This window comes from Acidovorax sp. CF316 (assembly GCF_000276605.1).
Taxonomy (GTDB): Bacteria; Pseudomonadota; Gammaproteobacteria; order Burkholderiales; family Burkholderiaceae_C; genus Acidovorax.
In genome coordinates this window covers 1-25665 of sequence record NZ_AKJX01000230.1, presented here as the reverse complement: position 1 = coordinate 25665, position 25665 = coordinate 1, and the positions used below count along the sequence as shown (strand labels likewise).

Here is a 25665-nt window from a genome sequence, read left to right as displayed (position 1 = left end):
TTTTCTTTGCCTACTTTCTTTTGGCGACGCAAAAGAAAGTAGGTGCGCCGCCGGGCGCACATCCCGGCTCCCGCCCTCAGCACAGGCCAGCAGCCCAAACGAGCCAACGAAAGATCAGCCCAGCAACCGAGCCAGAGTCAACAAAGCCAGCAGCAGCATCCACACCACCACCGACCTCCACACCAACCCCACGACACTGCGCAGATGCCCGACTTCAGGCTCCCGCCCCGGGGTGGAGTCGCTGTCCCCCATGTCCGCATCGATCTCCAGCCCCTGCGGCGTATGCAACACCGACCGGGCCTTGAGCGCCTCGCCCCCCAGGCGGACGTTGATGGCCCCTGCCGTCGCAGCCAGCACCACCCCATCGTTGTCATTCGGAAAACGCTGCGCATGGAAGCGCCAGCCTTCGATCGCCTCCTCGAAGCTACCCACCACCGCAAAGCTCAGTGCGGTCAGCCGCGCAGGCACCCAGTCAATCACCGTCCAGGCCTGGGCCGATGCGCGTTGCAACGATTCGCTCGCGGGTTGGGCGCCCATGCGCTGGCGGTAGTGCCAGTAGCGCGAGGCGAATTCGGCCAGCCGGTACAGCACCGCGCCCGTGGGCCCCAGGCCCAGCGCGGCCAGCACCGAGAACCAGGCCAGCACGCCGAACACGTGGCGGTGGGCGGCGAGCACCGAGTACTCGATCACATGGCGCACGATCTCGCTGCGCGGCAAGAGGCCCACGTCCACCTGCTGCCAGTGGGCCAGGCGCTCGCGGGCCGCGTCCTCATTGCCCTCTTCCAGCGCATCGCGGATGCCGGTGAAGTGGTGGCTGAACTGGCGAAAGCCCAGGGTGACGTAGAGCACCGCCACGCTCCAGAGCACGGCGAACGGCCAGCCCAGCCCCCACAGCAGCAGCCAGTGGATGGCCAGCACCACCAGCGACGGCACGAGCACCGCCAGACCCCAGGCCACCCAGCCATGGTGGGACTTGCCGGCGTCGAAATTGCGGCTCACCGACAGGGCCCATGCACGCAAGCCTGCGTGGATGGGATTGCTGCGGGCCAGCGGACGGGCCTGCTCGATCAGCAGAGCGAACAGGATGGCGAAGAAACTCATGGGCGCCAATGATACTGGCGCTGCGCGTTCATGGAACGGCTTTGCAATTGCCGGCCGCCAGGCTCAGGCCAGCATGAAGCGGTAGAAGTTGCGCAGCATGCCTGCCGTGGCACCCCAGATGTGGTGGTTCTTGTCACCGTCCTGGTAGGGCATCGAAAACCATTCACGGGCCACCCCCTCCCACTCCAGCCGGTGGCGCTGGTGGTGGGCCGGGTCGAGCAGAAAAGCCAGCGGCACCTCGAACAGGTCCGCCACCTCGTAGGGGTTGGGCGTGAGCACGCAGTCGGGTTGCACCAGCGCGACCACGGGCGTGATGATGAAGGAGGTGCCGGTCACGTAGACGGGCAGCGAACCGAGCACCTCCACGTACTGGCGTTCGAGCCCCACTTCCTCGTAGGCCTCACGCAGCGCGGTGTCCGCCGGGTCGGCATCCTCGGGGTCGGCGCGGCCGCCGGGAAAGGCGATCTGCCCCGAGTGCGTGGACAGGTGCGCCGTGCGCTCGGTCAACAGCACCATGGGTTGCTCGCGCAGCACGATGGCCAGCAGCACCGAGGCATGGGCCGGCTCGCGGTTGGCGAACTTGCGCTCCAGCACCACCTCGGGCTCCCACTGCGGCGGTTGGGCAAACCGCAGGCGCAACGCCTCGGGGGTCTGCGCGGCCAGCGCAACAGAGGGCAGGTGCCCGTCCACCCCCACCACCGGCACCTTGCGCGGATCGAAATCGGGCAGGGTGGACAGGGGCGGAATGACGGAGGACACGGGGCTGATCGGTGGGTTCACTGCGGTGGCAAGGTGCAAGGTGGTGGGCGAGATGGATGGCAAACAGGGAGCGGCAAAAAAGCAAAAAGCCGCTACAGGCTGGCTGTAGCGGCTTGTCTGGACGGGGCCAGTCCTCAGGCGGCAGTGGCTGCGGCAGCAACCTTGACGCGCGAAGGCAGCTTTTCCTTGATACGTGCCGACTTGCCGCTGCGGTCACGCAGGTAGTACAGCTTGGCACGGCGCACGTCACCGCGGCGCTTGACTTCGATGCCGGCGATCAGCGGGCTGTAGGTCTGGAACGTACGCTCCACGCCTTCGCCGCTGGAGATCTTGCGCACGGTGAAGCCGCTGTTCAGGCCGCGATTGCGCTTGGCAATCACCACGCCTTCGTAAGCCTGCACGCGCTTGCGGGTACCTTCAACCACGTTCACGCTCACGATGACGGTGTCACCAGGGGCGAATTCGGGGATGGTCTTGTTCAAGCGGGCGATTTCTTCCGCTTCCAGGGTTTGAATCAGGTTCATGTTTACATCCAACGATCATGTCCGCGCCAAAAAATGGCTTCGTCGGGATTGACGGTTCTGTGTCGTGCGGGGCCCCAAAAGATCAGGGCGCCAGGGCAAAACGGCCGGCCAGAGGATCGAAAAGCCTTTGATTATAGCAAGTCAGCGCAATTTGGCCAATACGGCCTCGTCGGCGGGGGTGATGCGGCCGGCCCCACGGGCTGCCGCAATCAGGTCCGGGCGGTGGCGCGCGGTGATGGCCAGGCGCTGGTCACGCCGCCAGCGCTCGATCTGCGCATGGTGGCCCGACATCAGCGCAGCCGGCACGGCCTGGCCTGCCCACTCTTCGGGACGGGTGTAGTGGGGGCAGTCGAGCAGGCCGTCGAGCGCGGGGTTGAAGCTGTCGAGCTGGTGGCTGCCCTCGTCGTTGAGCACGCCGGGCTGCAGGCGCGCCACGGCATCGAGCAGCGCCATGGCGGCGATCTCGCCGCCCGAGAGCACGAAATCGCCCAGGCTGATCTGCACGTCCACATGGGCATCGATGAAACGCTGGTCGATGCCCTCGTAGCGCCCGCACAGCAGCACCGCCCCGGCGCTGGCGGACCAGCGCTCCACGGCTGCGTGGTTGAGCGGCGCGCCGATGGGCGAGAACAGCACCAGCGGGGCCTGGCCCTCGGCGGGCTCGGCCCGCTCGCTGCGGATGGCCGCCAGGCAGCGCGCCAGCGGCTCGGCCAGCATCACCATGCCGGGGCCGCCGCCAAAGGGCCGGTCATCCACACGGCGGTAGTTGCCCTCGGCATGGTCGCGCGGGTTCCACAGCCGCACGTCCACCTGGCCGCTCGCATAGGCGCGCCGGGTCACGCCGCTGGCCAGAAAAGGCGCAAACAGCTCGGGGAACAGGGTGATGATGTCAAAGCGCATGGTGCGCAGCCGTCCGCTACCGTGGGCTCAGTAGTCGGGTTGCCAGTCGACGGTGATGCGCTTTTCGGGCAGCTCGACCTTGTCGACGAAGTTGGCAACGAAGGGAATCATGCGCTCCTGCACCTTGCCCCCCTCCTCGTACTCGATCACCAGCACGGTCTGCGGGCCGGTGGAGAGCAGCTCGCGCACACTGCCCAGGGCCAGCCCTTCGCGGTTGACCACGGCCAGGCCGATCAGGTCCACCCAGTAGTACTCGTCGGTGGCGGTGGAGGGGAAGCTCGAGCGCGGCACGAAGATGCGCGCACCGCGCAGCGCCTCGGCGCCGTTGCGGTCGTCGATGCCCTGGGCCCAGGCCACCACGGTGTCCGAATGGTCCTTGGCTTGGCGGATCGGCAGCAGCACGGTGCCCGAGAAGGTCTTGGCCCCCCGCTCGGAGGGCTGCAGGTACCAGCTCTTGGCGGAGAACAGGGCCTCGGGGTTGCTGCTGTGGGGCAGCACCTTGAACCAGCCCTTGATGCCCCAGGCATCGGCGATGCGCCCCACTTCGACGGCGTCGGCAGGCAGTTCTGCGGGTTCGAGGGTCAGGTTCGTGGCCATGGAATGGATCTCGGAAATAGGAAAAGGGCGGGTTCCGCCAGGCAAGCCGACGGAACCCGCCCTTTTCAGGGAGCTTTAAGCAGCCTTCTTGGCGGCTTGCTTGATCAGGCGGTCCACGGTAGGCGAGGACTGGGCGCCCACGCTCTGCCAGTACGTCAGGCGGTCCTGGGCGATGCGCAGGCCTTCTTCGGTTTCCTTGGCGGTGGGGTTGTAGAAGCCCAGGCGCTCGATGAAGCGGCCATCGCGGCGCACGCGCTTGTCGGCAACGACGATGTTGAAAAATGGACGGCCCTTGGAGCCGCCGCGAGAGAGTCGAATGACGACCATGATTTATCCTTCGGGTGTTGGGTTCCGGCAATGCCTGCCGAAAGCCACAGTGTTCGCAACCATATTCGCAACGCTTGAGACACGCGACATGGCCACCCGGCCAGCGACACGCTGCAAAGCCCGCGATTATATCCAATTCCCCCTTTCATGCTTATTGTTCGTCCAAGTACCGACGCCGACCTGCCCGCGATCACCGCCATCTATGCCCACCATGTGCTCAACGGCACCGGTACTTTCGAGATAGATCCCCCCACCGCAACCGACATGGCAGGCCGCCGCGCCGACGTGCTGGCGCGCGGCCTGCCCTGGCTGGTGGCCGAGCAGGAGGGACAGGTGCTGGGCTTTGCCTACGCCAACTGGTTCAAGCCGCGCCCGGCCTACCGCTTTTCGGCCGAGGACTCGATCTACGTGGCCGACAGCGCCCGCGGCATGGGGGTCGGCCGCCAGTTGCTGGCCGAATTGATCGCCCAGGCCGAGGCGGCGGGCGTGCGCAAGCTGCTGGCCGTGATCGGCGACTCGGCCAACGCCGGCTCCATCGGCGTGCACCGCGCCCTGGGCTTCACGGACGTGGGCGTGCTGCGCTCCATGGGCTGGAAGTTCGGCGCCTGGCGCGACATCGTGCTCATGGAAAAGACCCTCGGCGCGGGCGACACCACTTCGCCGGAATAATCCACCCCATGAAAAACAAAACCCTGGCCGCCTGGCTGGCCTTCCTGGGCGGCCCCTTGGGCCTGCACCGCTTCTACCTGCACGGCATGGGAGACATGCTGGGCTGGCTGCTGCCCATCCCCACGGCGCTGGGGATCTATGGCATCCAGCGCGTGCAGCAGCTGGGCCAGGACGACCACTACAGCTGGGTGCTGATCCCCCTGCTGGGCTTCACCATCGCCGGCTGCGCACTGCGCGCCATCCTGTACGGCCTGACGACGCCCGAGCGCTGGAACGCCCGCTACAACCCGAACACCTCGGTGGACGCGCCCGCCGGCCAGACGCAGTGGACCACCATCGGCGCCATCGTCCTGGCCCTGCTGCTGGGCACCACGGTGCTGATGGCCAGCCTGGCCTTCAGCTTCCAGCGCTATTTCGAGTACCAGATCGAGGAAGCGCGCAAGATCTCGCAATAGGCCCTTCTCCACGAAAAAAGGCCTCCGGGATGCATCATCCCGGGGGCCTTTTTCTTGGCCGGTGCCTGGCCGCGGCTCAGTACAGCTGCAGGCTCACCCAGTAGGCGATGGCCGCCACGAAGGCACTGGCCGGGATGGTGAGCACCCAGGCCCAGACGATGTTGCCGGCCACGCCCCAGCGCACGGCGCTGGCGCGCTGGGTCGAGCCCACGCCGACGATGGCGCCGGTGATGGTGTGCGTGGTGGAAACCGGGATGCCCAGTGTGGTGGCCAGGAACAGGGTCAGCGCCCCGCCCGTCTCGGCGCAGAAGCCGCCCACGGGCTTGAGCTTGGTGATCTTCTGGCCCATGGTCTTGACGATGCGCCAGCCACCGAACATGGTCCCGAGGCCGATGGCCACGTAGCAGCTCACGATGGTCCAGGTCGGGGGCGAGGCATCGGTCGTCGAGGCATAGCCCGTGGCGATCAGCAGCAGCCAGATGATGCCGATGGTCTTTTGCGCATCATTGCCGCCATGGCCCAGGCTGTAGGCCCCGGCCGAGACGAGCTGCAGGCGCCGGAACCACTTGTCCACCTTGCTCGGCCGCGAGCGCCGGAAGATCCAGGCCACGGCCACCATCATCAGCGAGCCCAGCGCAAAACCCAGCAGCGGCGAGACGAAGATGAAGGCCACGGTCTTGAGGATGCCAGTGGAGACCAGCGCGCTCGCGCCGGCCTTGGCGATCACCGCGCCCACGATGCCGCCGATCAGCGCATGCGAGGAGCTGCTGGGGATACCGTAGTACCAGGTGATCACGTTCCAGGTGATGGCGCCCACCAGGGCGCCGAAGACCACGTGCGTGTCCACGATGCCGGGCTGCACGATGCCCTTGCCCACCGTGGCGGCCACGCTCAGGTGGAACACGAAGATGGCCACGAAATTGAAGAATGCCGCGAACAGCACCGCCTGCGCGGGCTTGAGCACGCCGGTGGAGACCACCGTGGCGATCGAGTTGGCGGCATCGTGGAACCCGTTCATGAAGTCGAACAGGAGGGCGAGCGCCACGAGCAAGATGACAACCCACAGGGCTGCTTGTACGGTTTGCATGCTGCTGGACCCTGCCGATCAGGAGTTCTCGAGGACGATGCCCTCGATGCAGTTGGCCACGTCCTCGCACTTGTCGGTGATGGTTTCCAGCAGCTCGTAGATGGCCTTGAGCTTGATCACTTCGCGCACATCGGGCTCCTCGCGGAACAGCTTGCTCATGGCGCTGCGCATCACGCGGTCGGCGTCGGATTCGAGCTTGTCGATCTCCTCGCAGGTCTTGAGGGCGGCCTCGGCCACGGCAGGGTCGGCGATCTTGTCGAGCAGCTTCACGGCATCGCGCACGCGCTCGCAGCACTTGAGGCTCAGGTCCGTCAGGCGCGTGATCTCGTCCGTCATGTGGCGCACGTCGTACAGCGCCATGGTCTCGGCCGAGTCCTGGATCAGGTCGGCCACATCGTCCATGGTGTTGATCAGCGTGTGGATCTGCTCACGGTCGATGGGGGTGATGAAGGTCTTGTGGATGGCCTTGTTGACCTCGTGCGTCACGCGGTCGGCAGCCCGCTCGGCGTTGTCGACGTCCTGGTTGTACTTGTCGCGCAGGTGCGGATCGTTGTAGTTCGCCACCAGTTGCGAGAAGGCGCGAGCCGCTTCCACGATGCGGTCCGCATGCTGGTTGAACATTTCGAAAAAGTTGCCTTCGCGTGGCAACAGCTTGGCAAACAGCATGGGAGAGGCTCCTGGAACGGGGGATGGGATTTCTTGAAAATGACGACGCCATGACAAAACCATGACGCCAGCGTGACTGCCCGGAGTTTAACCGCCGGGCCATTCCAGGCCGACCCGAGACCCATCCGAGCGGCCCCGCGCCCCACCGGCAGATCGCCGGATCCCCGGGCTGGGCCTACCCGCCAGCTGCCCACAGTCCTACAGGGGCAGGCCGGGCCACGCCTTAGATTGGGCGTTCGCCTCGCGGGCACACCCCTCCCGCCGAACTTCTCCACGATCCAAGGACATACCCCATGCCATCCCCGCTCCGAATGATTCCCTGGCTGGCAGTTGCTGCAGCCGCCTGCGCCGCTACCGGCGTGCAGGCGCAGACCAGCAGCAGCAACAGCGCGGCAAAACAGCAGCGTGACTCTGTCATCCCGTACACCCAACAAGGCTACATCGGCCTGAGCGGTGGCCGCTCCAACTACGACCTCAACGCCGGCCCCGCTGGCACCGGCCTGGGCTTCGACGACTCCGACGCCGCCTGGAAGCTGTCCACCGGCGGCTATTTCCACCCCAATGCCGGCGTGGAACTGAGCTACCTGAATGCCGGCAAGGCCCACCGCCTGGGGGGCACCACCCGGGCCCAGGGCGTCAACCTGAGCCTGGTCGGGCGGGCCCCGCTGAACGAGCAGTTCGACCTGTTCGGCAAGGTGGGTACCACCTATGGCCGCACGCGCACCACGGGCTTCTCGGGCCTGGGCGTGGCCACGGGCAAGGACAGCGGCTTCGGCCTGTCCTACGGCCTGGGCGCACGCTGGAACTTCAACCAGCAGTGGGCCGCCGTGGTGGAGTGGGAGCGCCACAAGTTCCACTTCGCGGACGACAACTCGGGCGTGAAGATGACCACGCTGGGCGTGCAGTACAAGTACTGAGCGCGGCCTGGCCTGCCATCGGCCGGCACCCGCCATGAAAAATGCCGCCCCTCGGGGCGGCATTTTCTTGCGTGCAGCGGGTGCTTACTCGCCCAGGTAGGCGGCGCGCACCTTGGGATCGCTCAGCAGTTCCCGGCCCGGGCCGGTCATGGTGATCAGGCCCGACTCCATCACGTAGCCACGGTCGGCGATGGCCAGCGCGCGGCTTGCGTTCTGCTCCACCAGCACGATGGTCACGCCCAGGGCGTACACGTCGCGCACCACCTCAAAGATCTTGTCCACCATGATGGGCGACAGGCCCATGGAGGGCTCGTCCAGCAGCAGGACCTTGGGCTGGCTCATCAGCGCGCGACCCATGGCCAGCATCTGCTGCTCACCGCCCGACATGGTGCCGGCCAGTTGGTCCTTGCGCTCGCGCAGGCGCGGGAAGATGGTGAACATCTTCTCGATGTCGGCCAGGATGCCGGCCTTGTCCTTGCGGATGTAGGCGCCCATCTGCAGGTTCTCGGTGATGGTCATGCGCGCAAACACGCCACGGCCTTCCGGCACCATCACCAGACCATCCTTGACCAGGTCCCAGGCGCCCTTGCCCTTGATGCTCTTGCCCAGGTACTCGATGTCGCCATCGCCCATGGGCAGCGTGCCCGTGATGGCCTTCATGGTGGTGGTTTTGCCGGCGCCGTTGGAGCCGATGAGCGAGACCAGCTCGCCTTCGCGCACTTCGAAGTCTACGCCCTTGACGGCCTGGATACCGCCGTAGGCCACCTTCAGGCCCTTGACCTGCAGCAGTACCTTGTTGGATTTTTCGGCCATTCTCAGTGTCCTCCGGTGCCCAGATAGGCCTCAATCACTTTTTCGTTCTTCTGCACTTCGGCAGGGTTGCCTTCGGCAATCTGCTTGCCGTAGTCGAGCACGGTCACGCGATCGCACAGGCCCATCACCAGCTTCACGTCGTGCTCGATGAGCAGGATGGTGCGGTTGTCGTTGCGGATGCGGTCGATCAGCTCGCGCAACAGCACCTTCTCGGTGGCGTTCATGCCGGCGGCGGGCTCGTCCAGGGCGATCAGTTGGGGGTCGGTGGCCAGGGCACGGGCGATCTCCAGGCGGCGCTGGTCGCCGTAGCTCAGGGTGCGCGCCTTGTAGTCGGCAAACTTGCCGATGCCCACGTAGTCGAGCAATTCCTGCGCGCGCCTGGCGATGGCCAGCTCTTCCTCCTTGAAGCTTTTGGTGCGGAACACCGCTCCCACCAGGCCGGACTTGGTGCGGATGTGGCGGCCCACCATCACGTTCTCGAGCGCCGTCATTTCGGCAAACAGGCGGATGTTCTGGAAGGTGCGGGCAATGCCCGCCTTGGCCACTTCGTGCACGGCCGTGGGCTCGTAGGGCTTGCCGGCCAGCTCGAAGGTGCCACTGTCAGGGGTGTACAGACCGGTGATCACGTTGAAGAACGTGGTCTTGCCTGCGCCGTTCGGACCGATCAGGCCATAGACCTGGCCGCGCTCAATCGTGATGCCCACGTCGGAGAGGGCCTGCAAGCCGCCGAAGCGCTTGGAAATGCCCGCAACCTTCAGCACCACATCTTTGGATTTCTCTGCCATGTTCTAACTTTCTGCGGTGTTCAGGACTTCTGCGTGAGGCTCTTGCCGTGCTCGGGCGCGGGCCACAGGCCACGGGGGCGCATCAGCATGATGACGATCATCGCCACGGCAATCAGGAACTGGCGCAGGATGGCAGAGTCGAGGCGGCCATCGGTCATGGCCTGCAGCGGACCGGCCACGTAGCGCAGCACCTCGGGCAGGGCCGACAGCAGCACGGCACCCAGGATCACGCCGGGGATGTGGCCGATGCCACCCAGCACCACCATGGCGACGATCATGACCGACTCCATCAGGCTGAAGGATTCGGGCGAGACAAAGCCCTGGAAGGCACCGAACATGGCACCCGAGACGCCACCGAACGAGGCGCCCATGCCAAAGGCCAGCAGCTTGAGGTTGCGGGTGTTGATGCCCATGGCCTTGGCGGCGATCTCGTCTTCGCGGATGGCCATCCAGGCACGGCCGATGCGCGAATCCTGCAGGCGGTAGCAGATGACGATGCTGATGATCACCAGCACCAGGAACAGGTAGTAGTACAGCGTGACGGAGTTGATGTCGAAGCCGAACAGCTCCAGGCGCTTGCCCAGGTCCAGACCGAAGATCTTGACCGAGTCGATCTGCCCCAGGCCCTTGGGGCCGTTGGTCAGGTTGACCGGGTGGTCCAGGTTGTTCAGGAAGATGCGGATGATTTCACCGAAGCCCAGCGTCACGATGGCCAGGTAGTCGCCGCGCAGCTTGAGCGTGGGCGCCCCGAGCAAGGCCCCGAACAGCGCCGCGACCAGCGCCGCCAACGGTATCACCAGCCACAGCGAGGTGTGCAGGCCGTTGGGGAACATGGCCGCAAAGGCTGTGAAGGTATCGGCCAGGTGGGGCGATGCCATCAGCGCGAACAGGTAGGCACCCACGGCATAGAAGGCCACGTAGCCCAGGTCGAGCAGGCCGGCGTAGCCGACCACGATGTTCAGGCCCAGGGCCAGCATCACGTACAGCAGGGCCAGGTCGGCGATGCGCACCCAGGCGTTGCCGAAGAATTGCAGGATCAGCGGGAGGATCAGCAGCGCGATGCCGCCGACGACCCATTTGGCAAGGTTGTTGTTCTTCATGGCGAGGGTCCTCAGGCTCGATCCGCCACACGCTCACCCAGCAGACCCGAAGGACGCAGCGTGAGAATGATGATCAGCACGATGAAAGCAAAGATGTCGGTGTAGTGGCTGCCCAGCAGGCCGCCTGTGAGGGCGCCGATGTAGCCCGAGCCGATGGCTTCGATCAGGCCCAGCAGGATGCCGCCGACCACTGCGCCGGCCAGGTTGCCGATGCCGCCGAACACGGCGGCCGTGAAGGCCTTGAGGCCCGGCAGGAAGCCCATGGTGTGCTGCGCCGTGCCGTAGTTGGAGGCGTACATGATGCCGGCGATGGCCGCCAGGATGGCACCGATGATGAAGGTGGCCGAGATCACCATGTCGGGCTTGACACCCATCAGCGAGGCCACGCGGGGGTTCTCTGCCGTGGCGCGCATCGCGCGGCCCAGGTTGGTGTGGTTCACCAGGTAGACCAGCGAGGCCAGGGCGATCGCAGTCACGCCCAGGATCAGGATCTGGGTGGGGGTGATGAAGGCGCCACCGATCTGGAACGGCGAGCTCGGGAGCATCGTCGGATAGGGCTTGTAGTTGGGCTTCCAGATGATCATGGCCAGCGTCTGCAGCAGGATGGACATGCCGATCGCGGTGATCAGGGGGGCCAGGCGCGGACTGCTGCGCAGCGGCCGGTAGGCGACTTTTTCAATCACGAAGTTCAGGGTGGCCGCGACCACGCAGGCAATGATGGTCGCCAGCAGCAGGATCAGCCAGCCAGGTGCGCCGGGCATGGCCCCTTGCATCAGGCCGATACAGCTCCAACTGGTGAGTGCACCGATCATGAGCACCTCGCCGTGGGCGAAGTTGATCAGTTGAATAATGCCGTACACCATCGTATAGCCCAAGGCTATCAAGGCGTACATGCTGCCGAGAACCAGACCGTTGATGATCTGTTGCAGCAAAATGTCCATAAGAGAAGTCCTTCGTTTGTAACGCACCCCAAGCGCAGGCACCGGAATCGGTACAGCCTTGTGGGCCCGACTGCCATCTAGCAAAAAACCCGCCAGAAATGCAGCTGTGCGGGTTTGTGGACGGGATTGTAGCCAGTAGTGTCAGGAGCCCCCCTCCAGGATTGGCGGGGTTTTCCCTCGGGTTCGCAAGTCCATCAGCGACCGCCCGGGTACATAAGTAATTTTGATACACGCAAGAATATTGCTGCGCAAACTTATTACCGCACTCATGCAAAATCGGCATAACGCCGGATTCAACGCAATTTGTCCTGCTGCCCTTCAGTCCTCGGGGTGCACTGCGCCATCGGCCGTGCTGTTGCGATCACGCAGCTCACGCAATTTCTGTGCGATCTTGATTTCAAGTCCGCGCTCCACCGGCTGGTAGTAGCCGGGCGCTTGCATGCCCTGGGGCAGGTAGTTTTCGCCCGCCGCGAAGCCGTCCTCCTCGTCGTGCGCGTAGCGGTAGCCCTTGCCGTAGTCGAGCTGCTTCATGAGCTTGGTCGGTGCATTGCGCAGGTGCATGGGCACCGGGCGCGTGCCATCTTGCTTGACCCAGGCGCGCGCCGCGTTGTAGGCCTTGTAGACGGCATTAGACTTGGGCGCAACGGCAAGGTAAACCACGCACTCGGCCAGCGCCAGCTCGCCCTCGGGCGTGCCCAGGCGCTCATAGACCTCGGCGGCATCGAGCGCCAGGCGCAGCGCGCGCGGGTCGGCCAGGCCGATGTCCTCGCTGGCCATGCGCACCAAGCGCCGCGCCATATAGCGCGGGTCGGCCCCGCCATCGAGCATGCGCACCAGCCAGTACAGCGCCGCATCGGGATCGGAGCCACGCACGGATTTGTGCAGCGCGCTGATGGTGTCGTAGAACTGCTCGCCGCCCTTGTCGTAGCGGCGCATGCGCTCGCCCAGCACCTTGAGCAGCCACGCATCCGAGATCTCGGCCAGTTGCTCCTGCGTGGCCGCCATGGCCAGGGTTTCCAGCGTGTTGAGCAGGCGCCGGGCATCGCCGTCGGCATAGGCCACGAGCCGGTCGATGGCGTCCTGCTCGATGGCCGGCAGGGCGCCCTGCTGCTGGGCCAGTGCCACGAGCTGCTGCAGATCTTCGGCCGACAGGGGCTGCAGCACATAGACCGCAGCGCGCGATAGCAGCGCAGAATTGACCTCGAACGAGGGGTTCTCGGTGGTCGCGCCGATGAAGGTGAACAGGCCGCTTTCCACGTGCGGCAGGAAGGCGTCCTGCTGGCTCTTGTTGAAGCGGTGCACCTCGTCCACGAAGACGATGGTGCGCTGCTGCATGAGGCCATCGCGCGCGAGTTCGGCGCGTTCCACCGCCTCGCGGATGTCCTTGACCCCGCCCAGCACGGCACTGATGCTGATGAACTGCGCGTCGAAGGCGTCGGCCATCAGGCGCGCGATGGTGGTCTTGCCCACGCCCGGTGGGCCCCACAGGATGCAGCTGTGCGGGCGGCCCGACTCGAAGGCCAGGCGCAGCGGCATGCCCGGCCCGAGCACCTGCTGCTGCCCGATCACTTCGCCGAGCGTGCGCGGGCGCAGGCGCTCGGCCAGCGGCTGGTGGGTGGCGCCGGAGGCAGGAGAGGACGAAGAACTGCGCGAGGAACTCATGAAAGGGGCCATCGTGGAAGGGTGGATGCCATGGCGGGCACAGCATCCAGATGGAGGTTCGGCAGCCCACTGCAAGCGGACGGCATGCCCGATTCCAACACAGGCCCGCACCCGAAACGCCAACAATGTCACAGAATCCTGCGGCCCCTGGCATGAACCTGCCCGGGCCTGGCCTATAAAGCGGGCAGACAACTGCCCTATTTTCCTCGCCATGGCACATTCGCACCCACTTCGGCATTGGCTGCGCCCGCTCGCGCTGGCCGCCCTGGCCTTCTCCAGCTTCGCCCTGCCTGCGCTGCAGGCCCACGCACAGAGCACGCGCCCCGCCGCGAGCGCGGTCGTGCAGGACACGGCCACGGCCCTGGTCGGCTGGTGGGAGGAGTACTCGCCCTCCTCCAACATCGTGCAGTTCCTGCCCGATGGCACGGTGCGGCTCTACCTCAAGAAGGGCGAGATCGATGCTCTGCGCAGCCTGGACGGCACCTGGAAGGTGGCGAGCGATCCGACGGGCATCGAGATGGTGTTTACCGTGCGCGGGCGCACCCTGACCCGGCGCGCACAGATATCCTTCGAGGGGCCGGAAATGGTCATCCACGAAGGAAAGACCCAACCGACCCGCCACCGCCGGCACTCGGGCCAGTTGCCCGAGGCCTACCTCTGGTGAGGCCGTTGCCCCCAGCCTCCTCCCATTCGATCACGCACACCATGACCCATCCCACCAAACGCTCCCTTTCCAGCCTGCTGCTCAGCGTTTCCCTGACCCTGCTGGCAGCAGCCGCCCATGCCGACGTGACCGAAGCCGAGGCCATCGAGGCCCAGCTGGGCTCGGCCCTCGCGTCGGCCGATTTCGCGGCCAAGAACTGCCCCAACCTCGGCATCAACGACGACAAGGTGCAGGAGCTGCTCAAGCGCATCAAGAAGACCGCGGCAGACCTGCGTGCCGGCGAGGACTACGACGAGCAGCGCACCGTGGTCCAGCAGCTCGAAAAGCAGCAGGGCCGCGCCATGATCTGCATGGTGCTGCCCTCGGCGCACGGCGGCTATGCGCGCGGCGTCATCCAGAAGAAATAGGCCGCAGCGTCCGCCTACTGCTTGACCACGTCCGCCCCGGCAGGCGGCTTGAACTGGAAGGTGCCGGCCGGCAGCGGCGGGTTGGCCTGCATGCCGCTGAAGCGGATGGCCGAGCGCTGGCCGAAGCTGTCCAGGATGTCCAGGGCCGCCAGCTGCTCACCCGCGAAGCCCACGCGCACGCTCTGCAGTTGCCCGTCCTTGGCCTTGGGGCGCGCCAGCACCCATTGCAGGCCGTCGGCCTCGGGCGCCGCCTCGAGCGTGAAGTCGGCCTTGAGCGCCGACAGGTCGGGGGCCGAGGCCAGCAGGGCCGCCGGTGTGGTGCCCAGGGCCTGGGCCTGGGCGCGCTGCGTGACCTGGTTCAGGTCCACGTCGTGCAGCCACAGGGTCTGGCCATCGGCCACGATGGTCTGCTCGAAGGGCTTCTTGTAGACGAACTTGAAGCGCCCCGGGCGCTGGAACTCGAACGATCCGCTGGAGTTCTTGGTGCGCGCCGTCTGCCCCTCCTTGGGCGGCGAGGTCACCACCTGGGTGAACTCGGCGCGGCCCGTCTGGGTGCTCTTCATGAAGGATTCGAGGCTCTTGAGCCCGTCCGCGCTGGCCCACTGGGCACTGGCCGCGATCACGATGGCTGTCACAACTTTTTTCAAAAATAGACTCCTTGGGTGGTGGGCGCCGGGCCCGCAACGCCTCATTCAGGGCGAGCAGGCACCAGCACTTCGCGCTGGCCGCTGGCGGTGAGGCCGCTGACCAGGCCCGCCTTCTCCATGTCCTCCAGCAGGCGCGCCGAGCGGTTGTAGCCGATGCGCAGCTTGCGCTGGACGTAGGAGATGCTGGCCTTGCGGTCCTTGAGGACCACTTCCACGGCCTGGTCGTACATGGGGTCTTTTTCACCCCCTTCACCGCCACCGCCCTCCCCTGACAGATCCCCGTCGCCGTCCACAGTTCCGCCTTCGAGCACGCCCTCTATGTAGTCCGGCTCCCCTTGTTCCTTGAGGTAATGGACGACACGGTGCACTTCTTCGTCCGACACGAAGGCGCCGTGCACGCGGATCGGCAGTCCGGTGCCGCTGGCCATGTAGAGCATGTCGCCCATGCCCAGCAGGGCTTCGGCGCCCATCTGGTCGAGGATGGTGCGGCTGTCGATCTTGCTGCTCACCTGGAAGGCGATGCGGGTCGGGATGTTGGCCTTGATCAGGCCGGTGATCACGTCCACGCTGGGGCGCTGGGTGGCCAGGATCAGGTGGATGCCGGCGGCGCGCGCCTTCTGCGCCAGGCGCGCGATCAGCTCTTCGATCTTCTTGCCCACCACCATCATCAGGTCGGCCAGTTCGTCGATGACGACCACGATGTGCGGCAGGCGCTGCAGCGGCTCGGGCTCCTCGGGCGTGAGGCTGAAGGGGTTGTAGAGGAACTCCTCGCGCGCCTTGGCCTCGTCGATCTTGGTGTTGTAGCCAGCCAGGTTGCGCACGCCGAGCTTGCTCATGAGCTTGTAGCGGCGCTCCATCTCGGCCACACACCAGTTCAGGCCGTGGGCGGCCTGTTTCATGTCGGTGACCACGGGCGCCAGCAGGTGCGGAATGCCTTCGTAGACCGACATTTCCAGCATCTTCGGGTCGATCATCAGCAGGCGCACGTCGCGCGCCTCGGCCTTGTAGAGCAGCGAGAGGATCATGGCGTTGATCCCCACCGACTTGCCCGAGCCCGTGGTACCGGCCACCAGCACGTGCGGCATCTTGGCCAGGTCGGCCACCACCGGGTTGCCCACGATGTCCTTGCCCAGGCCCATGGTGAGCATGCTCTTGGCCTCGTGGTAGACCTGCGAGCCGAGGATCTCGGACAACCGGATCGACTGGCGCTTGGCGTTGGGCAACTCCAGCGCCATGAAGTTCTTGCCGGGGATGGTTTCCACCACGCGGATGGAGACCAGGCTCAGCGAGCGCGCCAGGTCCTTGGCCAGGCCCACGATCTGCGAGCCCTTCACGCCCGTGGCGGGCTCGATCTCGTAGCGTGTGATCACCGGGCCGGGCATGGCCGCGACCACGCGCACTTCTACGCCAAAATCCTTGAGCTTCTTCTCGATCAGGCGGCTGGTCATCTCCAGCGTCTCGGGCGCCACGGTCTCCTGGCGCTGCTGCGGGCCGTCGAGCAGGTCCACCAGCGGCAGCTTGCTGTCGGGCATCTCGGTGAACAGGGGCTTTTGCCGCTCCTTGACCACACGGGTGCTCAGCGGCAGGTCGACCAGCACGGGCTCGATGATCTGCACCGGCTGCGGGTGGTGTTCCTCGCTCTCGGTCTTTTCTTCCAGCACCACCACGGCGCGCTCGCGCGCGGCCTTGCGGCCCACGGCCACATCCTTGGCCACCTCGCGCTGCGTACGGCGCGACTGCACCAGCGCATCGATGCGCCCGCCCAGCACCTCGGCCACATGGCCCCAGGAAAAACGGAACACCAGGGCCGCGCCCAGCACGGCGAGCACGATGCACAACAGGGCCGAGCCGGTGAAGCCCAGCCATTTGACGCTGGCCGGCCCCGTGAGGTAGCCGAGCACGCCGCCGGCATGGCCGGGCAGCAGCGATTCGAAGCGGTACAGGCGCGACCATTCGAGCGCGGTGCTGGCACACATCAGCACCACCAGCCCGCCCCAGAACAGGCCGCGACGCGCCATGGGGCTCACGGCACCGGGCAGCACCTCACCGCCGCGCATCCAGCGCGCCAGCGACGACAGCCACGAGCGCACGCCCGCCGCCACGCACCACCAGACCGAGAAACCGAGGGCAAAGTAGCTGCCATCGGCCAGCCAGGCACCCAAGCGCCCGGCCCAGTTGAGCACGGCACGCGAATCCGAGGGGCCGGAGGACGACCAGGCGGCATCCTGCGCGGAGTAGCTGACCAGCGCCAGCAGCCAGAAGACCAGGGCCAGGAGCCCCAGCACCAGGCCGATTTCATGCCCGAAGCGGGCCGCGCCCGAGCGGGGCGGCGACTTCACGGCGGACGATGCGTTCAATGTATTGAGTGAGTAGGTCATAAGCGTGCCGCGACAAGCTTACCCTATGGACACCTGCGCGCCGCTGCGCAGAAGCCGTCTCAGCCCAGCGCGTCCAGACGGTCCTTGAGCACCGTGGCACCGGTGGGCAGCACCTCGATGAAACCGCGCTCCTCCAGGTCCTTCATGACGCGACTGACCATCTCGCGCGAGGCACCGACCATCTTGGCCAGGTCCTGGCGCGAGATCTTGTCGCGGATGATGCGCTGGCCCTGCGCATCGGTGGTCGCAAAATCCAGCAGCGCATGGGCCACGCGGCCGTACACATCGAGCAGGGCCAGGGATTCGATCTTGCGGTCGGCATGGCGCAAGCGCTTGACCAGCCCGCGCATGACCACCAGCGACATCGAGGCGTTTTCCGTCAGGCAGCGTGCGAATTCGGTGCGCCCGAGCATCAGCACATCGGTCTGCACCTCGGCGCGCACGGTGGCCGAATGGGGTTCGTTGTCGATGATGCTCATCTCGCCCAGGTAGTCCCCCTGCGCCAGGTTGGCCAGGATCACCTCGCGGCCCCGGCTGTCGGTCGTGAGCACGCGCGCCCGCCCGGTGAGCAGGATGAACAGCGCGTTGGATTTTTGCCCCTGCTCGACCAGCGCCTCGCCGCGCTTGAAGCGCTTCTTGACCACGGCACCACTGATCACCTCGGCCTGGGCCACGGTGAGCAGCGAAAACAGCGGTACCCGGCGCAGCAGGTCCAGGTTGGACAACATCGTTGACATGGAAACTTCTCCTCTCTAAAGGCGCGGCTCCACCGGTGCCGCAGCGGGTTATTCAGGGCGCATCCTCGCGCGCCCTGATGGGTTCTTACAATCGCCGTGATTGAAATTGGGGCTGCGTGTGGCGACCGAGCGCGGTTGATACTTGGCGCCCCGCCCCCCAGCTTTCCCAACAGCGCCCCGTGTAGCGGGCGCAAAACACAGGCTTTTACCATGTCTACCACCCAACACGCGAAAGTTCTGATCCTCGGCTCCGGTCCTGCCGGCTACACCGCAGCGGTCTATGCAGCCCGCGCCAACCTCAATCCGGTGCTGATCACCGGCATGTCCCAGGGCGGCCAGCTGATGACCACGACGGAAGTCGACAACTGGCCGGCCGACGTGAACGGCGTGCAGGGGCCGGAGCTGATGCAGCGTTTCCTGGAGCACGCCGAGCGCTTCAAGACCCAGGTCATCTTCGACCACATCAACAAGGTCGACTTCAGCAAGCGCCCCTTCACCCTCACCGGTGACAGCGGCACCTACACCTGCGACGCGCTGATCCTGGCGACCGGCGCATCGGCCAAGTACCTGGGCCTGCCCTCCGAAGAGGCCTTCATGGGCCGGGGCGTCTCGGGCTGCGCCACCTGCGACGGTTTCTTCTACCGCGACAAGCCCGTGGCCGTGGTCGGCGGCGGCAACACGGCCGTCGAAGAAGCGTTGTATCTCTCCAACATCGCCAGCAAGGTCACCATGGTGCACCGCCGCGACAAGTTCAAGGCCGAGCCCATCCTGGTGGACAAGCTCAACGAGAAGGTCGCCGCCGGCAAGATCGAGCTCAAGCTGTTCAACACCCTGGACGAGGTGCTGGGCGACGCCACCGGCGTGACCGGCATCCGCATCAAGAGCACCAAGGACGGCAGCACCGAGGACATCACGCTGCATGGCTGCTTCATCGCCATCGGCCACTCGCCCAACACCGATATCTTCAAGGGCCAGCTGGAGATGGAAGGCGGCTACCTCATCACCCAGGGCGGGCTCAAGGGCTTTGCCACGCAGACCAGCGTGCCCGGCGTGTTCGCGGCCGGCGACGTGGCGGACCACGTGTACCGCCAGGCCATCACCAGCGCCGGCACGGGCTGCATGGCCGCACTGGACGCCCAGCGCTTCCTCGAGCAGGAGTGAAAACCGCCGCGCCGGGACGCCATTTGACGCCACTGCGCGCGGGCCGCTATAATCCGAGGCTTTCCTGAATTCAGGCGGGTATCTGCTACCCGTTTTCTTGCAGGCAAAAAATCCAAATCGGGCCTCTTTTTCTGGGATGCCCGGGGTTACCGCCACCCTTTCTGGCGAGGTGAGGCCGCAAGCCAGCCCTTGGGAGATCCCCCAGGGGCACCGGGCGAACGGCCGTTGAACAGTATCGGAGTGTCCTCATGGCACGCGTCTGCGACGTAACGGGCAAGAAGCCCATGGTCGGGAACAACGTTTCCCACGCCAACAACAAAACCAAGCGCCGGTTCCTGCCGAACCTGCAATACCGCCGTTTCTGGGTCGAGACCGAAAACCGCTGGGTTCGCCTGCGCGTTTCGAGCGCCGCCCTGCGTTTGATCGACAAGAACGGTATTGACTCTGTGCTCGCAGACCTGCGCGCACGTGGCCAGGCTTAAGGAGAAACACCATGGCAAGCAAAGGCGGACGCGACAAGATCAAGCTGGAATCCACTGCGGGTACCGGTCACTTCTACACGACGACGAAGAACAAGAAGACCATGCCCGAAAAGATGCTGATCATGAAATTTGATCCCAAGGCACGCAAGCATGTGGAATACAAGGAAATCAAGCTGAAGTAATTCGGCCTTGGTTTACCCCAGAAAAAAGCCGCCCGGCACCCGCCGGGCGGCTTTTTCTTTGGCCGCTGCACACGAACGAAGGCAGAGATCACGCGGCCCGCCGCACCGCGCCCGCCTGCTCATGCAGCAGGCGCCCCAGCTCACCATAGGCCCACTCCACCTCGGGCGAGAACGGCAGGCCGCAGCTCAGGCGCAAAAAGCCCTCGTAGCGCCCCGAATTGGAGAAGATCGGCCCTGGCGCCACGCGGATGCCCAAGGCCAGGGCCTGCTCGAACAGCAGGGATGAAGAGACACCGGCCGGCAGCTCGATCCACAGGCTGAGCCCGCCGGGCGGCACCGACAGGCGCGTGCCCTGCGGAAAATGCCGCGCCACCATCTGCACGCTGCGCTCGCGCTGCACCCTGAGCGCACTGCGAAAGCGGCGCAGGTGGCGCTCGTGCGCGGGTGTGCCCACCGTGCGCGCCGCCAGCAACTGGGCCCATACCTGCATGTTGCGGGTGCGGGCAAACTTCAGGATCTGGATGCGCTCGTGCCAGCGCCCGCCGTTCATCCACCCCTGGCGCAGGCCCGGCGCCAGCGTCTTGTTGAAGGACACGCAGTAGATCACCTGCCCCGTCTCGTCCCAGGCCTTGAGCGGGCGCTGCAGCACGGGCGCATCGACCAGCTCGCGGTAGATGTCGTCCTCGATCAGCGCCAGCTGGTGGCGCCGGCAGAAGGCCACCAGCCGCTCCTTGTGGCTGTCGGGCATGAGCGCGCCATTGGGCATCTGCAGGTGCGGCACCACCACCACGGCCTTCAGGCGCGGTTCGCTCTGCACGGCCAGCTCCAGGGCGTCGAGCGAGATGCCGGTGCGCGAGCTGCTGGGGATCTCCAGCGCGCGCAGGTTCTGGGTCTCCACCGCCTGCAGCACGCCATAGAAGGTGGGCGACTCCACGGCCACCACGTCGCCGCGCTCGGTCACTGCGGCGAGCGCCAGGTTCACCGCATCCGAATTGCCCAGGGTGGCCATCACCTCCTGCGGTGCCACGTTCACGCCAACTTCCAGCGCCTGCCGGGCCATGGCGGCCTGGAACAGGGGGTGGGTGCCGGGCCGTGAATTGCCCTGCACCAGCACCTCGGGAAACTCGCGCAGCAGTGCCGCGCCGACCCGGTTGAGGGTGAGGTGGTCGAACAGCTCGGGCGCGGGCATGGCCGCCCCCAGGTCCACGCGCACCTGGGCCCGGCGCCCCTGCTCCAGCCACAGCGAGATGCGCTCGTTGATGCCCGCGAACTGGGCCCCGTCGATCTGCTGCACCGGGCAGCGGGGGTCGGGTTCGCTGCTGTGGTCCAGCAGGTGCACCCGGTGGTCCTGCACGAAATAGCCGACCCGGGGACGCGCCTGCACGCTGCCCTGCTCCTCCAAGGTGCGCAGCGCCTGCAGCGCGGTCGACAGGCTCACGCCATGGCGCTGCATCAGCTCGCGCACCGACGGCATGCGCGCGCCGGGCAGCAGCACGCCCTGGGCCACCGCCTGCTGGTAGTGGTCGGCCAGTTGGCGGTACAGGGGGAGGTTTTCTTCAGAAGATACAGGCATGGCGGGTCGATGATGCGCTCGAACCGGCAACCAGAACAGATACAGGGTTGCCGAAATCCAACCGAAACAGAGCAGAAATCCTTCCGCTGCTTCGCACCGCGCCACGCATCCCTGTGCCTGTTGCGATGCAGTCTACGGTTCTACGCTCAAGGCATGAAACAGCAGCACCCTACCCCATCCTTCACGGCCAGTGGCGCCTCCTGCCCTGAAGCCCCTGTGCAACCTGTCAGAGCCCAGGACGGCGCTGGCCGGACGCTGCGCCTGCAGCCGGGCCAGGGCCAGCTCGTCTGGCTGGATGCGAGCAGCGAGTTGCGCTGCCTCTCGGGCACTGCCGTCCTGAACAGCGCTCCGGCGCACCACCCTGGCGTCCCCTTCCCGATCCACCTGCTGCCCCACATGGCATGGCGCAGCGCACAAGGCGCCTGGGTGGGCATGCAGGCCGGGATGTCTTCGCCCGCCACGCTCCTGCTGACGCCGCCCGAGATGCCGCAGCAAGGCAGCGCCCATGAAACAAGTCGCCCAGGGCACCAGGCCTTGCAGCGGCTTCGGGACGGCCTGCGGCGGCTGTTCACCAAGAGCGCGCACCCTGCGGCTGACAGCGCCATTGCGATACACGGCCCCAGGGAACGCACCAACGCCCATCCTGGTACAGGCCAGTCACTCACAGGCCAGGGAGAGGTGGGCAGCTGACACGCATGAAGCGCAAATCCCCTTGCTCGTGGATGACGTGCAACGAACCTTCGGCCAGGGAGGATTCGATCGTGGGCGACAGAATGAAGCGGTGCAGCAGCAGGTAGCGAACCGGCGCGAACCGCGGCGCAATGGCGACCAATTCGCACCAGGGCCGGCCCCGCTCCAACGCTTGATGCAACGCGCGGGGCAGCACGTTGGGATCGCTCGTGAGCATGACCGTATGGCGCCTCAACTCTTCGATGATCAGCATGGATGAATAGGTCCCCATCAGCACCCCGTCGAAGCCTGGGTTGCGCTCGTAGTCGATCAGATAGCGGTTCAGCACCGGATCGCCGGTCTCCCGCTGCAACGCCGACTGGCGCAGGCGCAGGTCCTCGATGCTCCAGGGCGCCACCCATGCCAGCATGGCGACGGCAGCCAGGGCAACGGCGGGGCCCCATCGGCGCAGCCCGGGCTGGATCGAAGCCACCACGGCAACCTCGCCCGCAGCGGCCGGTGGCCGCTTTCTGGAGAATGCACCGAGGATATTGCGCACGCCAATACCCAAGGCCCAGGCGACCGGCACCACCACGGGCAGGAAGTTGCGGATGTCGTAGGAGAACAAGCTGGCCCACAGCAGCAGGTAAGGCAGGCACAGGCCGAACACCAGCCGCCTGCCGCCCGGACTCCTGCACGCCGCAGCCAGCAGTGCACCGATGGCACTGGCAGCCACGGCAGCCGAGCCAAAACCGGCGAGCGCGCCCATGAGCGGCCCCTGCAGAGCGTGGCCGATGCGCTGGCCCCAGCTCCGACCCGCGTGGATGGAGCCGACAAGGTAGTCGATGTTCGTGACATCGGCCCCCGTCCAGATCCACCAAGCCACCCACAGGTACCAGGGCGCAGCAAGCAGCAGAAAAAGCGCCGCCTTGCCAAAGGCCGAGGGCCAGGACAGTTGCCGGCGCACCAAAAGCACGGCCGCCATGCCCAGCCAAAGCAACCATGCGATACCGCCGGGCTGTTTGGTCAGTAGCGCTGCGGCGGCACCGATGGCGGCCAGCGCCAAGGCCATGCGGAGGTTCACTGCACCACGGCAGCCCAGCAACAGCAGATAGGCAGTCACCGCAACGAAGCAGGCCACCGGCACATCGGCATAGCCAGAATCGGCCATGCCCCGGAACGCGAAGCGCAGCAAAACGAGCCAGGCCGCACATCCCCAGAGAAAGGCGTCGTCACGCCAGCGCCGGTATCCATCCACGAAAAGCAGGCAGGGCAATGCAGGGAACAACAGCAGGAACAGCCGCGCCACCGGCTCTGCGGCCCGCGGGTCGACCCATCGATACAAACCGGCCAAGGCCGTTGGCAGCAGTTGTGGGTAGCCCGACGTATTCGTGGGCAGGGTCTGGCGATGCCACTCCATCGCCCAGCGGTTCCAGCTGCTGATGGTGTCCCAGGCATCGAAGACGCCTGGGTGGGAAAGGGCCACATCCTGGACGTACAGGGCGAGGGCCACGATGACAGCGGCCATGCCGATGGCGTCCCGATACCAGGGGTTCGTGACAAGGAGAGATTGCACCGCAGGTTGCGCGTGCCGAAAACAGCGCACGAGCCCGCCCCAGGCCAGCACCGTGAGCGCGGCAGCGCCGGCCGGCAGCACCCAGGCAGGCCATCCTCCCTGGCCTGCCGCCACCGCAGCGAAAAAGACCTGGAAGTTTGCCAGCAAGCCAATGCCCACCCCTACACACAGGGTCGGCAGAAAACCCAGTTGCCGCCCGACCGCCGTAGTGGCCAGCCAGGGCCACAACAAGGGTGTGAACCCCACCCACTGGAGCAGTGCGATGAGTGCCGCAAAGGCGGCGTGGGTGTGCAGGGCGTCTACATCCATCGATGGGACCAGGCAGTGGTCACAGGGTGCCGGAGGTCCCCTGCGGAACGCAGACCCTGCATGGCCTTGCCTTGCGCAAGCCCTGCAAAGACACCGTCAGGCGCGCGCGGCCCGCAGGTTGACGGAGAAATCGCGCAGGGCGGCAATGCCGCTCTCTTCGGCGCGGCGGCACCAGGCCTGCAGGTCGGCCGTGAGCTGCTCGCGCGACTGCGTGGTGTTGAGCCACATCTGGCGCAGTTCCTCGCGCATGGTCACCATCTTGTCCAGGGCCGGGTGGGCAGCGCGCGCCTGGGCCAGCTGGGACTGTGCATTCGCGGGCACCTTTTCGGCGTCGCGGTGCAGCCAGCGCTTGGCGGCCTTGAGCACCGAGGCGTCGGCCTGGCGCGCCTGCAGCGCGGCGATCTCGTCCTTGCAGGCCTGGCGCACGCCGCGGGCATAGCCGGCCATGACCTCGTAGCGGTTGGCGATCAGGGCCTCCAGCGTCTTTTCGTCGGCCACGGGTTTCACGTCGCCGCGCAGCAGCTTGGGCGGTACCTTCTTGACCGTGGCCCAGCCAAGCTTCTTCATCAGGCTGATGTAGGCCCAGCCGATGTCGAACTCATAGGGCTTGACCGAGAACTTGGCCGAGGTCGGGTAGGTGTGGTGGTTGTTGTGCAGCTCTTCGCCACCGATGACCAGGCCCCAGGGCGAGAGGTTGGTGCTGGCGTCCGTCGCCTCGAAGTTGCGGTAGCCCCAGTAGTGGCCCACGCCGTTGACCACGCCCGCGGCCCAGAACGGGATCCAGAGCATCTGCACGGCCCAGACGGCCGCGCCTGCAGCACCGAACAGCGCCAGGTCGAGCACCAGCATCAGGCCCACGCCCTGCCAGCCGAAGCGGGTGTAGACATTGCGCTCCATCCAGTCATCGGGCGTGCCGTGGCCGAACTTCTTCATGGTCTCGAGGTTCTTCGATTCCGCGCGGTACAACTCGGCGCCGCGCCACATCACGGTATCCAGGCCACGCGTCTGCGGGCTGTGCGGGTCATCCGCGGTCTCGCACTTGGCGTGGTGCTTGCGGTGGATGGCGACCCACTCCTTGGTCACCATGCCGGTGCCGACCCACAGCCAGAAACGGAAGAAATGCGAAGGAATCGCATGCAGATCCACCGAACGGTGGGCTTGCGAGCGGTGCAAAAAGATGGTGACGGCCGCGATCGTGATGTGGGTCGTCGCCAGCGTGTACAGCACGATCTGCCACCAGGCGAGGTTCCACAGTCCGTGGCCCAGCCAGTCGATGGCCGCGTTCAGTACAACCCAGTCGGGTAACAGCATATTCAGAAAAACCTTGTACAAGATACCCGACCACCAGCGATGGCGGGCAGGCCAATTTTAAAGGGCAGACCCCTTTTTCGATTAGAGGTTATCCACAGTATCCAGAGTGAATTGGCTCCTGCGTCGCCTGCATGACAAAGCCATGCAACCCCTGTGCCAGAACGCGCACGCACCGACATCCGACGCAACTGGCGCGCCCCAAGCCAGCGCCCCCGCGCAAGGGCCGCCCCGCCGCGCTGGGGGCGCCCCCCCCAGATTGCGAAGCA

28 protein-coding genes are annotated in these 25665 nt (G+C 66.0%); 9 read left to right on the top strand and 19 right to left on the bottom strand.

Going from position 1 to position 25665, the window contains the following annotated elements; all coding sequences use genetic code 11:
• Positions 1–114: 114 nt before the first annotated feature.
• The 6 genes from PMI14_RS27845 to rpsP form a co-directional block, all read right to left on the bottom strand.
• Positions 115–1101, bottom strand: coding sequence for a CobD/CbiB family protein (locus PMI14_RS27845; protein WP_007859797.1), 987 nt, complete (start codon positions 1099–1101; stop codon positions 115–117).
• A gap of 63 nt (positions 1102–1164) precedes the next feature.
• The gene (locus PMI14_RS27840) at positions 1165–1860 is read right to left on the bottom strand and encodes a CoA pyrophosphatase (protein ID WP_238541917.1); all 696 of its coding nucleotides are present in this window, start codon (positions 1858–1860) and stop codon (positions 1165–1167) included.
• A 134-nt stretch (positions 1861–1994) separates the two neighbouring features.
• Complete coding sequence (gene rplS, locus PMI14_RS27835; protein WP_007859795.1) at positions 1995–2384, bottom strand: 50S ribosomal protein L19; 390 nt, start codon at positions 2382–2384, stop codon at positions 1995–1997.
• 141 nt (positions 2385–2525) lie between these two features.
• The gene (trmD, locus tag PMI14_RS27830; protein WP_007859793.1) at positions 2526–3284 is read right to left on the bottom strand and encodes a tRNA (guanosine(37)-N1)-methyltransferase TrmD; all 759 of its coding nucleotides are present in this window, start codon (positions 3282–3284) and stop codon (positions 2526–2528) included.
• Positions 3285–3311: 27 nt separating this feature from the next.
• Positions 3312–3881: a ribosome maturation factor RimM gene (gene rimM, locus PMI14_RS27825; RefSeq protein ID WP_007859792.1), complete on the bottom strand. Its 570-nt coding sequence runs from the start codon at positions 3879–3881 to the stop codon at positions 3312–3314.
• A 75-nt stretch (positions 3882–3956) separates the two neighbouring features.
• Positions 3957–4208: a 30S ribosomal protein S16 gene (gene rpsP, locus PMI14_RS27820; RefSeq protein WP_007859791.1), complete on the bottom strand. Its 252-nt coding sequence runs from the start codon at positions 4206–4208 to the stop codon at positions 3957–3959.
• Positions 4209–4355: 147 nt separating this feature from the next.
• Between rpsP and PMI14_RS27815 the strand changes: the two genes are divergently transcribed.
• Positions 4356–4877, top strand: a complete 522-nt coding sequence (locus tag PMI14_RS27815; RefSeq protein ID WP_007859790.1) for a GNAT family N-acetyltransferase — start codon at positions 4356–4358, stop codon at positions 4875–4877.
• An 8-nt stretch (positions 4878–4885) separates the two neighbouring features.
• Positions 4886–5332, top strand: a complete 447-nt coding sequence (locus tag PMI14_RS27810) for a TM2 domain-containing protein (protein WP_007859789.1) — start codon at positions 4886–4888, stop codon at positions 5330–5332.
• A 76-nt stretch (positions 5333–5408) separates the two neighbouring features.
• On the opposite strand, the gene PMI14_RS27805 is transcribed toward PMI14_RS27810, so the two are convergent.
• Together PMI14_RS27805 and PMI14_RS27800 are read right to left on the bottom strand one after the other, a co-directional pair.
• Positions 5409–6419: an inorganic phosphate transporter gene (locus PMI14_RS27805; RefSeq protein ID WP_007859788.1), complete on the bottom strand. Its 1011-nt coding sequence runs from the start codon at positions 6417–6419 to the stop codon at positions 5409–5411.
• A gap of 18 nt (positions 6420–6437) precedes the next feature.
• Complete coding sequence (locus tag PMI14_RS27800) at positions 6438–7085, bottom strand: DUF47 domain-containing protein (protein ID WP_007859787.1); 648 nt, start codon at positions 7083–7085, stop codon at positions 6438–6440.
• Positions 7086–7378: 293 nt separating this feature from the next.
• Here PMI14_RS27800 and PMI14_RS27795 point away from each other — a divergent pair, with 293 nt between their 5' ends.
• Positions 7379–8002, top strand: a complete 624-nt coding sequence (locus PMI14_RS27795; protein ID WP_007859786.1) for an outer membrane beta-barrel protein — start codon at positions 7379–7381, stop codon at positions 8000–8002.
• An 84-nt stretch (positions 8003–8086) separates the two neighbouring features.
• Here the strand turns inward: PMI14_RS27795 and PMI14_RS27790 are convergent, their stop codons facing one another.
• The 5 genes from PMI14_RS27790 to PMI14_RS27770 all read right to left on the bottom strand — a co-directional run bounded on the left by PMI14_RS27790 (position 8087) and on the right by PMI14_RS27770 (position 13303).
• Positions 8087–8815 carry an ABC transporter ATP-binding protein gene (locus tag PMI14_RS27790; protein ID WP_007859785.1) on the bottom strand — a complete coding sequence of 243 codons (729 nt, stop codon included), beginning with the start codon at positions 8813–8815 and terminating at the stop codon, positions 8087–8089.
• 2 nt (positions 8816–8817) lie between these two features.
• Complete coding sequence (locus tag PMI14_RS27785) at positions 8818–9600, bottom strand: ABC transporter ATP-binding protein (protein ID WP_007859784.1); 783 nt, start codon at positions 9598–9600, stop codon at positions 8818–8820.
• Positions 9601–9620: 20 nt separating this feature from the next.
• Positions 9621–10700, bottom strand: coding sequence for an ABC transporter ATP-binding protein (locus tag PMI14_RS27780; RefSeq protein WP_007859781.1), 1080 nt, complete (start codon positions 10698–10700; stop codon positions 9621–9623).
• A gap of 11 nt (positions 10701–10711) precedes the next feature.
• A complete protein-coding gene (locus PMI14_RS27775) occupies positions 10712–11641 on the bottom strand; it encodes a branched-chain amino acid ABC transporter permease (protein WP_007859779.1) in 930 nt (309 codons plus the stop codon).
• 318 nt (positions 11642–11959) lie between these two features.
• Complete coding sequence (locus PMI14_RS27770) at positions 11960–13303, bottom strand: replication-associated recombination protein A (RefSeq protein WP_007859776.1); 1344 nt, start codon at positions 13301–13303, stop codon at positions 11960–11962.
• A gap of 211 nt (positions 13304–13514) precedes the next feature.
• On the opposite strand from PMI14_RS27770, the gene PMI14_RS27765 reads away from it, so the two are divergent.
• Together PMI14_RS27765 and PMI14_RS27760 are read left to right on the top strand one after the other, a co-directional pair.
• Positions 13515–13967: a hypothetical protein gene (locus PMI14_RS27765; RefSeq protein WP_007859774.1), complete on the top strand. Its 453-nt coding sequence runs from the start codon at positions 13515–13517 to the stop codon at positions 13965–13967.
• 41 nt (positions 13968–14008) lie between these two features.
• Positions 14009–14374 carry a hypothetical protein gene (locus tag PMI14_RS27760; protein WP_007859772.1) on the top strand — a complete coding sequence of 122 codons (366 nt, stop codon included), beginning with the start codon at positions 14009–14011 and terminating at the stop codon, positions 14372–14374.
• A 14-nt stretch (positions 14375–14388) separates the two neighbouring features.
• Here the strand turns inward: PMI14_RS27760 and lolA are convergent, their stop codons facing one another.
• Genes lolA through PMI14_RS27745 form a run of 3 tightly spaced genes read right to left on the bottom strand, consistent with a single transcriptional unit; the run spans position 14389 to position 18136 of the window.
• Positions 14389–15021, bottom strand: a complete 633-nt coding sequence (lolA, locus tag PMI14_RS27755; protein ID WP_007859769.1) for an outer membrane lipoprotein chaperone LolA — start codon at positions 15019–15021, stop codon at positions 14389–14391.
• Between the two features lie 41 nt (positions 15022–15062).
• Entirely contained in the window at positions 15063–17399 is a 2337-nt protein-coding gene (locus PMI14_RS27750; RefSeq protein WP_007859767.1) for a DNA translocase FtsK, read from the bottom strand.
• A 59-nt stretch (positions 17400–17458) separates the two neighbouring features.
• Positions 17459–18136 (bottom strand): Crp/Fnr family transcriptional regulator, encoded by a 678-nt coding sequence (locus PMI14_RS27745; protein WP_007859765.1) that lies wholly within the window; start codon positions 18134–18136, stop codon positions 17459–17461.
• 210 nt (positions 18137–18346) lie between these two features.
• Between PMI14_RS27745 and trxB the strand changes: the two genes are divergently transcribed.
• The 3 genes from trxB (at position 18347) to rpmG (ending at position 19961) form a co-directional block, all read left to right on the top strand.
• Complete coding sequence (trxB, locus tag PMI14_RS27740; protein ID WP_007859764.1) at positions 18347–19297, top strand: thioredoxin-disulfide reductase; 951 nt, start codon at positions 18347–18349, stop codon at positions 19295–19297.
• 248 nt (positions 19298–19545) lie between these two features.
• A complete protein-coding gene (rpmB, locus tag PMI14_RS27735) occupies positions 19546–19779 on the top strand; it encodes a 50S ribosomal protein L28 (RefSeq protein WP_007859763.1) in 234 nt (77 codons plus the stop codon).
• 11 nt (positions 19780–19790) lie between these two features.
• Positions 19791–19961 (top strand): 50S ribosomal protein L33, encoded by a 171-nt coding sequence (gene rpmG, locus PMI14_RS27730; protein WP_007859760.1) that lies wholly within the window; start codon positions 19791–19793, stop codon positions 19959–19961.
• 88 nt (positions 19962–20049) lie between these two features.
• Here the strand turns inward: rpmG and PMI14_RS27725 are convergent, their stop codons facing one another.
• A complete protein-coding gene (locus PMI14_RS27725; protein WP_007859757.1) occupies positions 20050–21534 on the bottom strand; it encodes a PLP-dependent aminotransferase family protein in 1485 nt (494 codons plus the stop codon).
• 216 nt (positions 21535–21750) lie between these two features.
• Here PMI14_RS27725 and PMI14_RS27720 point away from each other — a divergent pair, with 216 nt between their 5' ends.
• Positions 21751–22224 (top strand): hypothetical protein, encoded by a 474-nt coding sequence (locus tag PMI14_RS27720; RefSeq protein ID WP_035206102.1) that lies wholly within the window; start codon positions 21751–21753, stop codon positions 22222–22224.
• On the opposite strand, the gene PMI14_RS27715 is transcribed toward PMI14_RS27720, so the two are convergent.
• Both PMI14_RS27715 and PMI14_RS27710 read right to left on the bottom strand, forming a co-directional pair.
• Positions 22196–24088: a hypothetical protein gene (locus PMI14_RS27715; protein WP_007859755.1), complete on the bottom strand. Its 1893-nt coding sequence runs from the start codon at positions 24086–24088 to the stop codon at positions 22196–22198. The two genes, PMI14_RS27720 and PMI14_RS27715, sit on opposite strands and share 29 nt — an antisense overlap.
• Before the next feature lie 96 nt (positions 24089–24184).
• Complete coding sequence (locus tag PMI14_RS27710) at positions 24185–25399, bottom strand: fatty acid desaturase (RefSeq protein ID WP_007859753.1); 1215 nt, start codon at positions 25397–25399, stop codon at positions 24185–24187.
• Positions 25400–25665 lie beyond the last annotated feature (266 nt).

Excerpts from the sequence above, each read along its gene's own strand:
- PMI14_RS27845 (WP_007859797.1), bottom strand. The coding sequence starts at position 1,101 with ATGAGTTTCTTCGCCATCCTGTTCGCTCTGCTGATCGAGCAGGCCCGT.
- rplS (WP_007859795.1), bottom strand. The coding sequence starts at position 2,384 with ATGAACCTGATTCAAACCCTGGAAGCGGAAGAAATCGCCCGCTTGAAC.
- trmD (WP_007859793.1), bottom strand. The coding sequence starts at position 3,284 with ATGCGCTTTGACATCATCACCCTGTTCCCCGAGCTGTTTGCGCCTTTT.
- rimM (WP_007859792.1), bottom strand. The coding sequence starts at position 3,881 with ATGGCCACGAACCTGACCCTCGAACCCGCAGAACTGCCTGCCGACGCC.
- rpsP (WP_007859791.1), bottom strand. The coding sequence starts at position 4,208 with ATGGTCGTCATTCGACTCTCTCGCGGCGGCTCCAAGGGCCGTCCATTT.
- PMI14_RS27815 (WP_007859790.1), top strand. The coding sequence starts at position 4,356 with ATGCTTATTGTTCGTCCAAGTACCGACGCCGACCTGCCCGCGATCACC.
- PMI14_RS27810 (WP_007859789.1), top strand. The coding sequence starts at position 4,886 with ATGAAAAACAAAACCCTGGCCGCCTGGCTGGCCTTCCTGGGCGGCCCC.
- PMI14_RS27805 (WP_007859788.1), bottom strand. The coding sequence starts at position 6,419 with ATGCAAACCGTACAAGCAGCCCTGTGGGTTGTCATCTTGCTCGTGGCG.
- PMI14_RS27800 (WP_007859787.1), bottom strand. The coding sequence starts at position 7,085 with ATGCTGTTTGCCAAGCTGTTGCCACGCGAAGGCAACTTTTTCGAAATG.
- PMI14_RS27795 (WP_007859786.1), top strand. The coding sequence starts at position 7,379 with ATGCCATCCCCGCTCCGAATGATTCCCTGGCTGGCAGTTGCTGCAGCC.
- PMI14_RS27790 (WP_007859785.1), bottom strand. The coding sequence starts at position 8,815 with ATGGCCGAAAAATCCAACAAGGTACTGCTGCAGGTCAAGGGCCTGAAG.
- PMI14_RS27785 (WP_007859784.1), bottom strand. The coding sequence starts at position 9,600 with ATGGCAGAGAAATCCAAAGATGTGGTGCTGAAGGTTGCGGGCATTTCC.
- PMI14_RS27780 (WP_007859781.1), bottom strand. The coding sequence starts at position 10,700 with ATGAAGAACAACAACCTTGCCAAATGGGTCGTCGGCGGCATCGCGCTG.
- PMI14_RS27775 (WP_007859779.1), bottom strand. The coding sequence starts at position 11,641 with ATGGACATTTTGCTGCAACAGATCATCAACGGTCTGGTTCTCGGCAGC.
- PMI14_RS27770 (WP_007859776.1), bottom strand. The coding sequence starts at position 13,303 with ATGAGTTCCTCGCGCAGTTCTTCGTCCTCTCCTGCCTCCGGCGCCACC.
- PMI14_RS27765 (WP_007859774.1), top strand. The coding sequence starts at position 13,515 with ATGGCACATTCGCACCCACTTCGGCATTGGCTGCGCCCGCTCGCGCTG.
- PMI14_RS27760 (WP_007859772.1), top strand. The coding sequence starts at position 14,009 with ATGACCCATCCCACCAAACGCTCCCTTTCCAGCCTGCTGCTCAGCGTT.
- PMI14_RS27750 (WP_007859767.1), bottom strand. The coding sequence starts at position 17,399 with ATGACCTACTCACTCAATACATTGAACGCATCGTCCGCCGTGAAGTCG.
- PMI14_RS27745 (WP_007859765.1), bottom strand. The coding sequence starts at position 18,136 with ATGTCAACGATGTTGTCCAACCTGGACCTGCTGCGCCGGGTACCGCTG.
- trxB (WP_007859764.1), top strand. The coding sequence starts at position 18,347 with ATGTCTACCACCCAACACGCGAAAGTTCTGATCCTCGGCTCCGGTCCT.
- rpmB (WP_007859763.1), top strand. The coding sequence starts at position 19,546 with ATGGCACGCGTCTGCGACGTAACGGGCAAGAAGCCCATGGTCGGGAAC.
- rpmG (WP_007859760.1), top strand. The coding sequence starts at position 19,791 with ATGGCAAGCAAAGGCGGACGCGACAAGATCAAGCTGGAATCCACTGCG.
- PMI14_RS27725 (WP_007859757.1), bottom strand. The coding sequence starts at position 21,534 with ATGCCTGTATCTTCTGAAGAAAACCTCCCCCTGTACCGCCAACTGGCC.
- PMI14_RS27715 (WP_007859755.1), bottom strand. The coding sequence starts at position 24,088 with ATGGATGTAGACGCCCTGCACACCCACGCCGCCTTTGCGGCACTCATC.
- PMI14_RS27710 (WP_007859753.1), bottom strand. The coding sequence starts at position 25,399 with ATGCTGTTACCCGACTGGGTTGTACTGAACGCGGCCATCGACTGGCTG.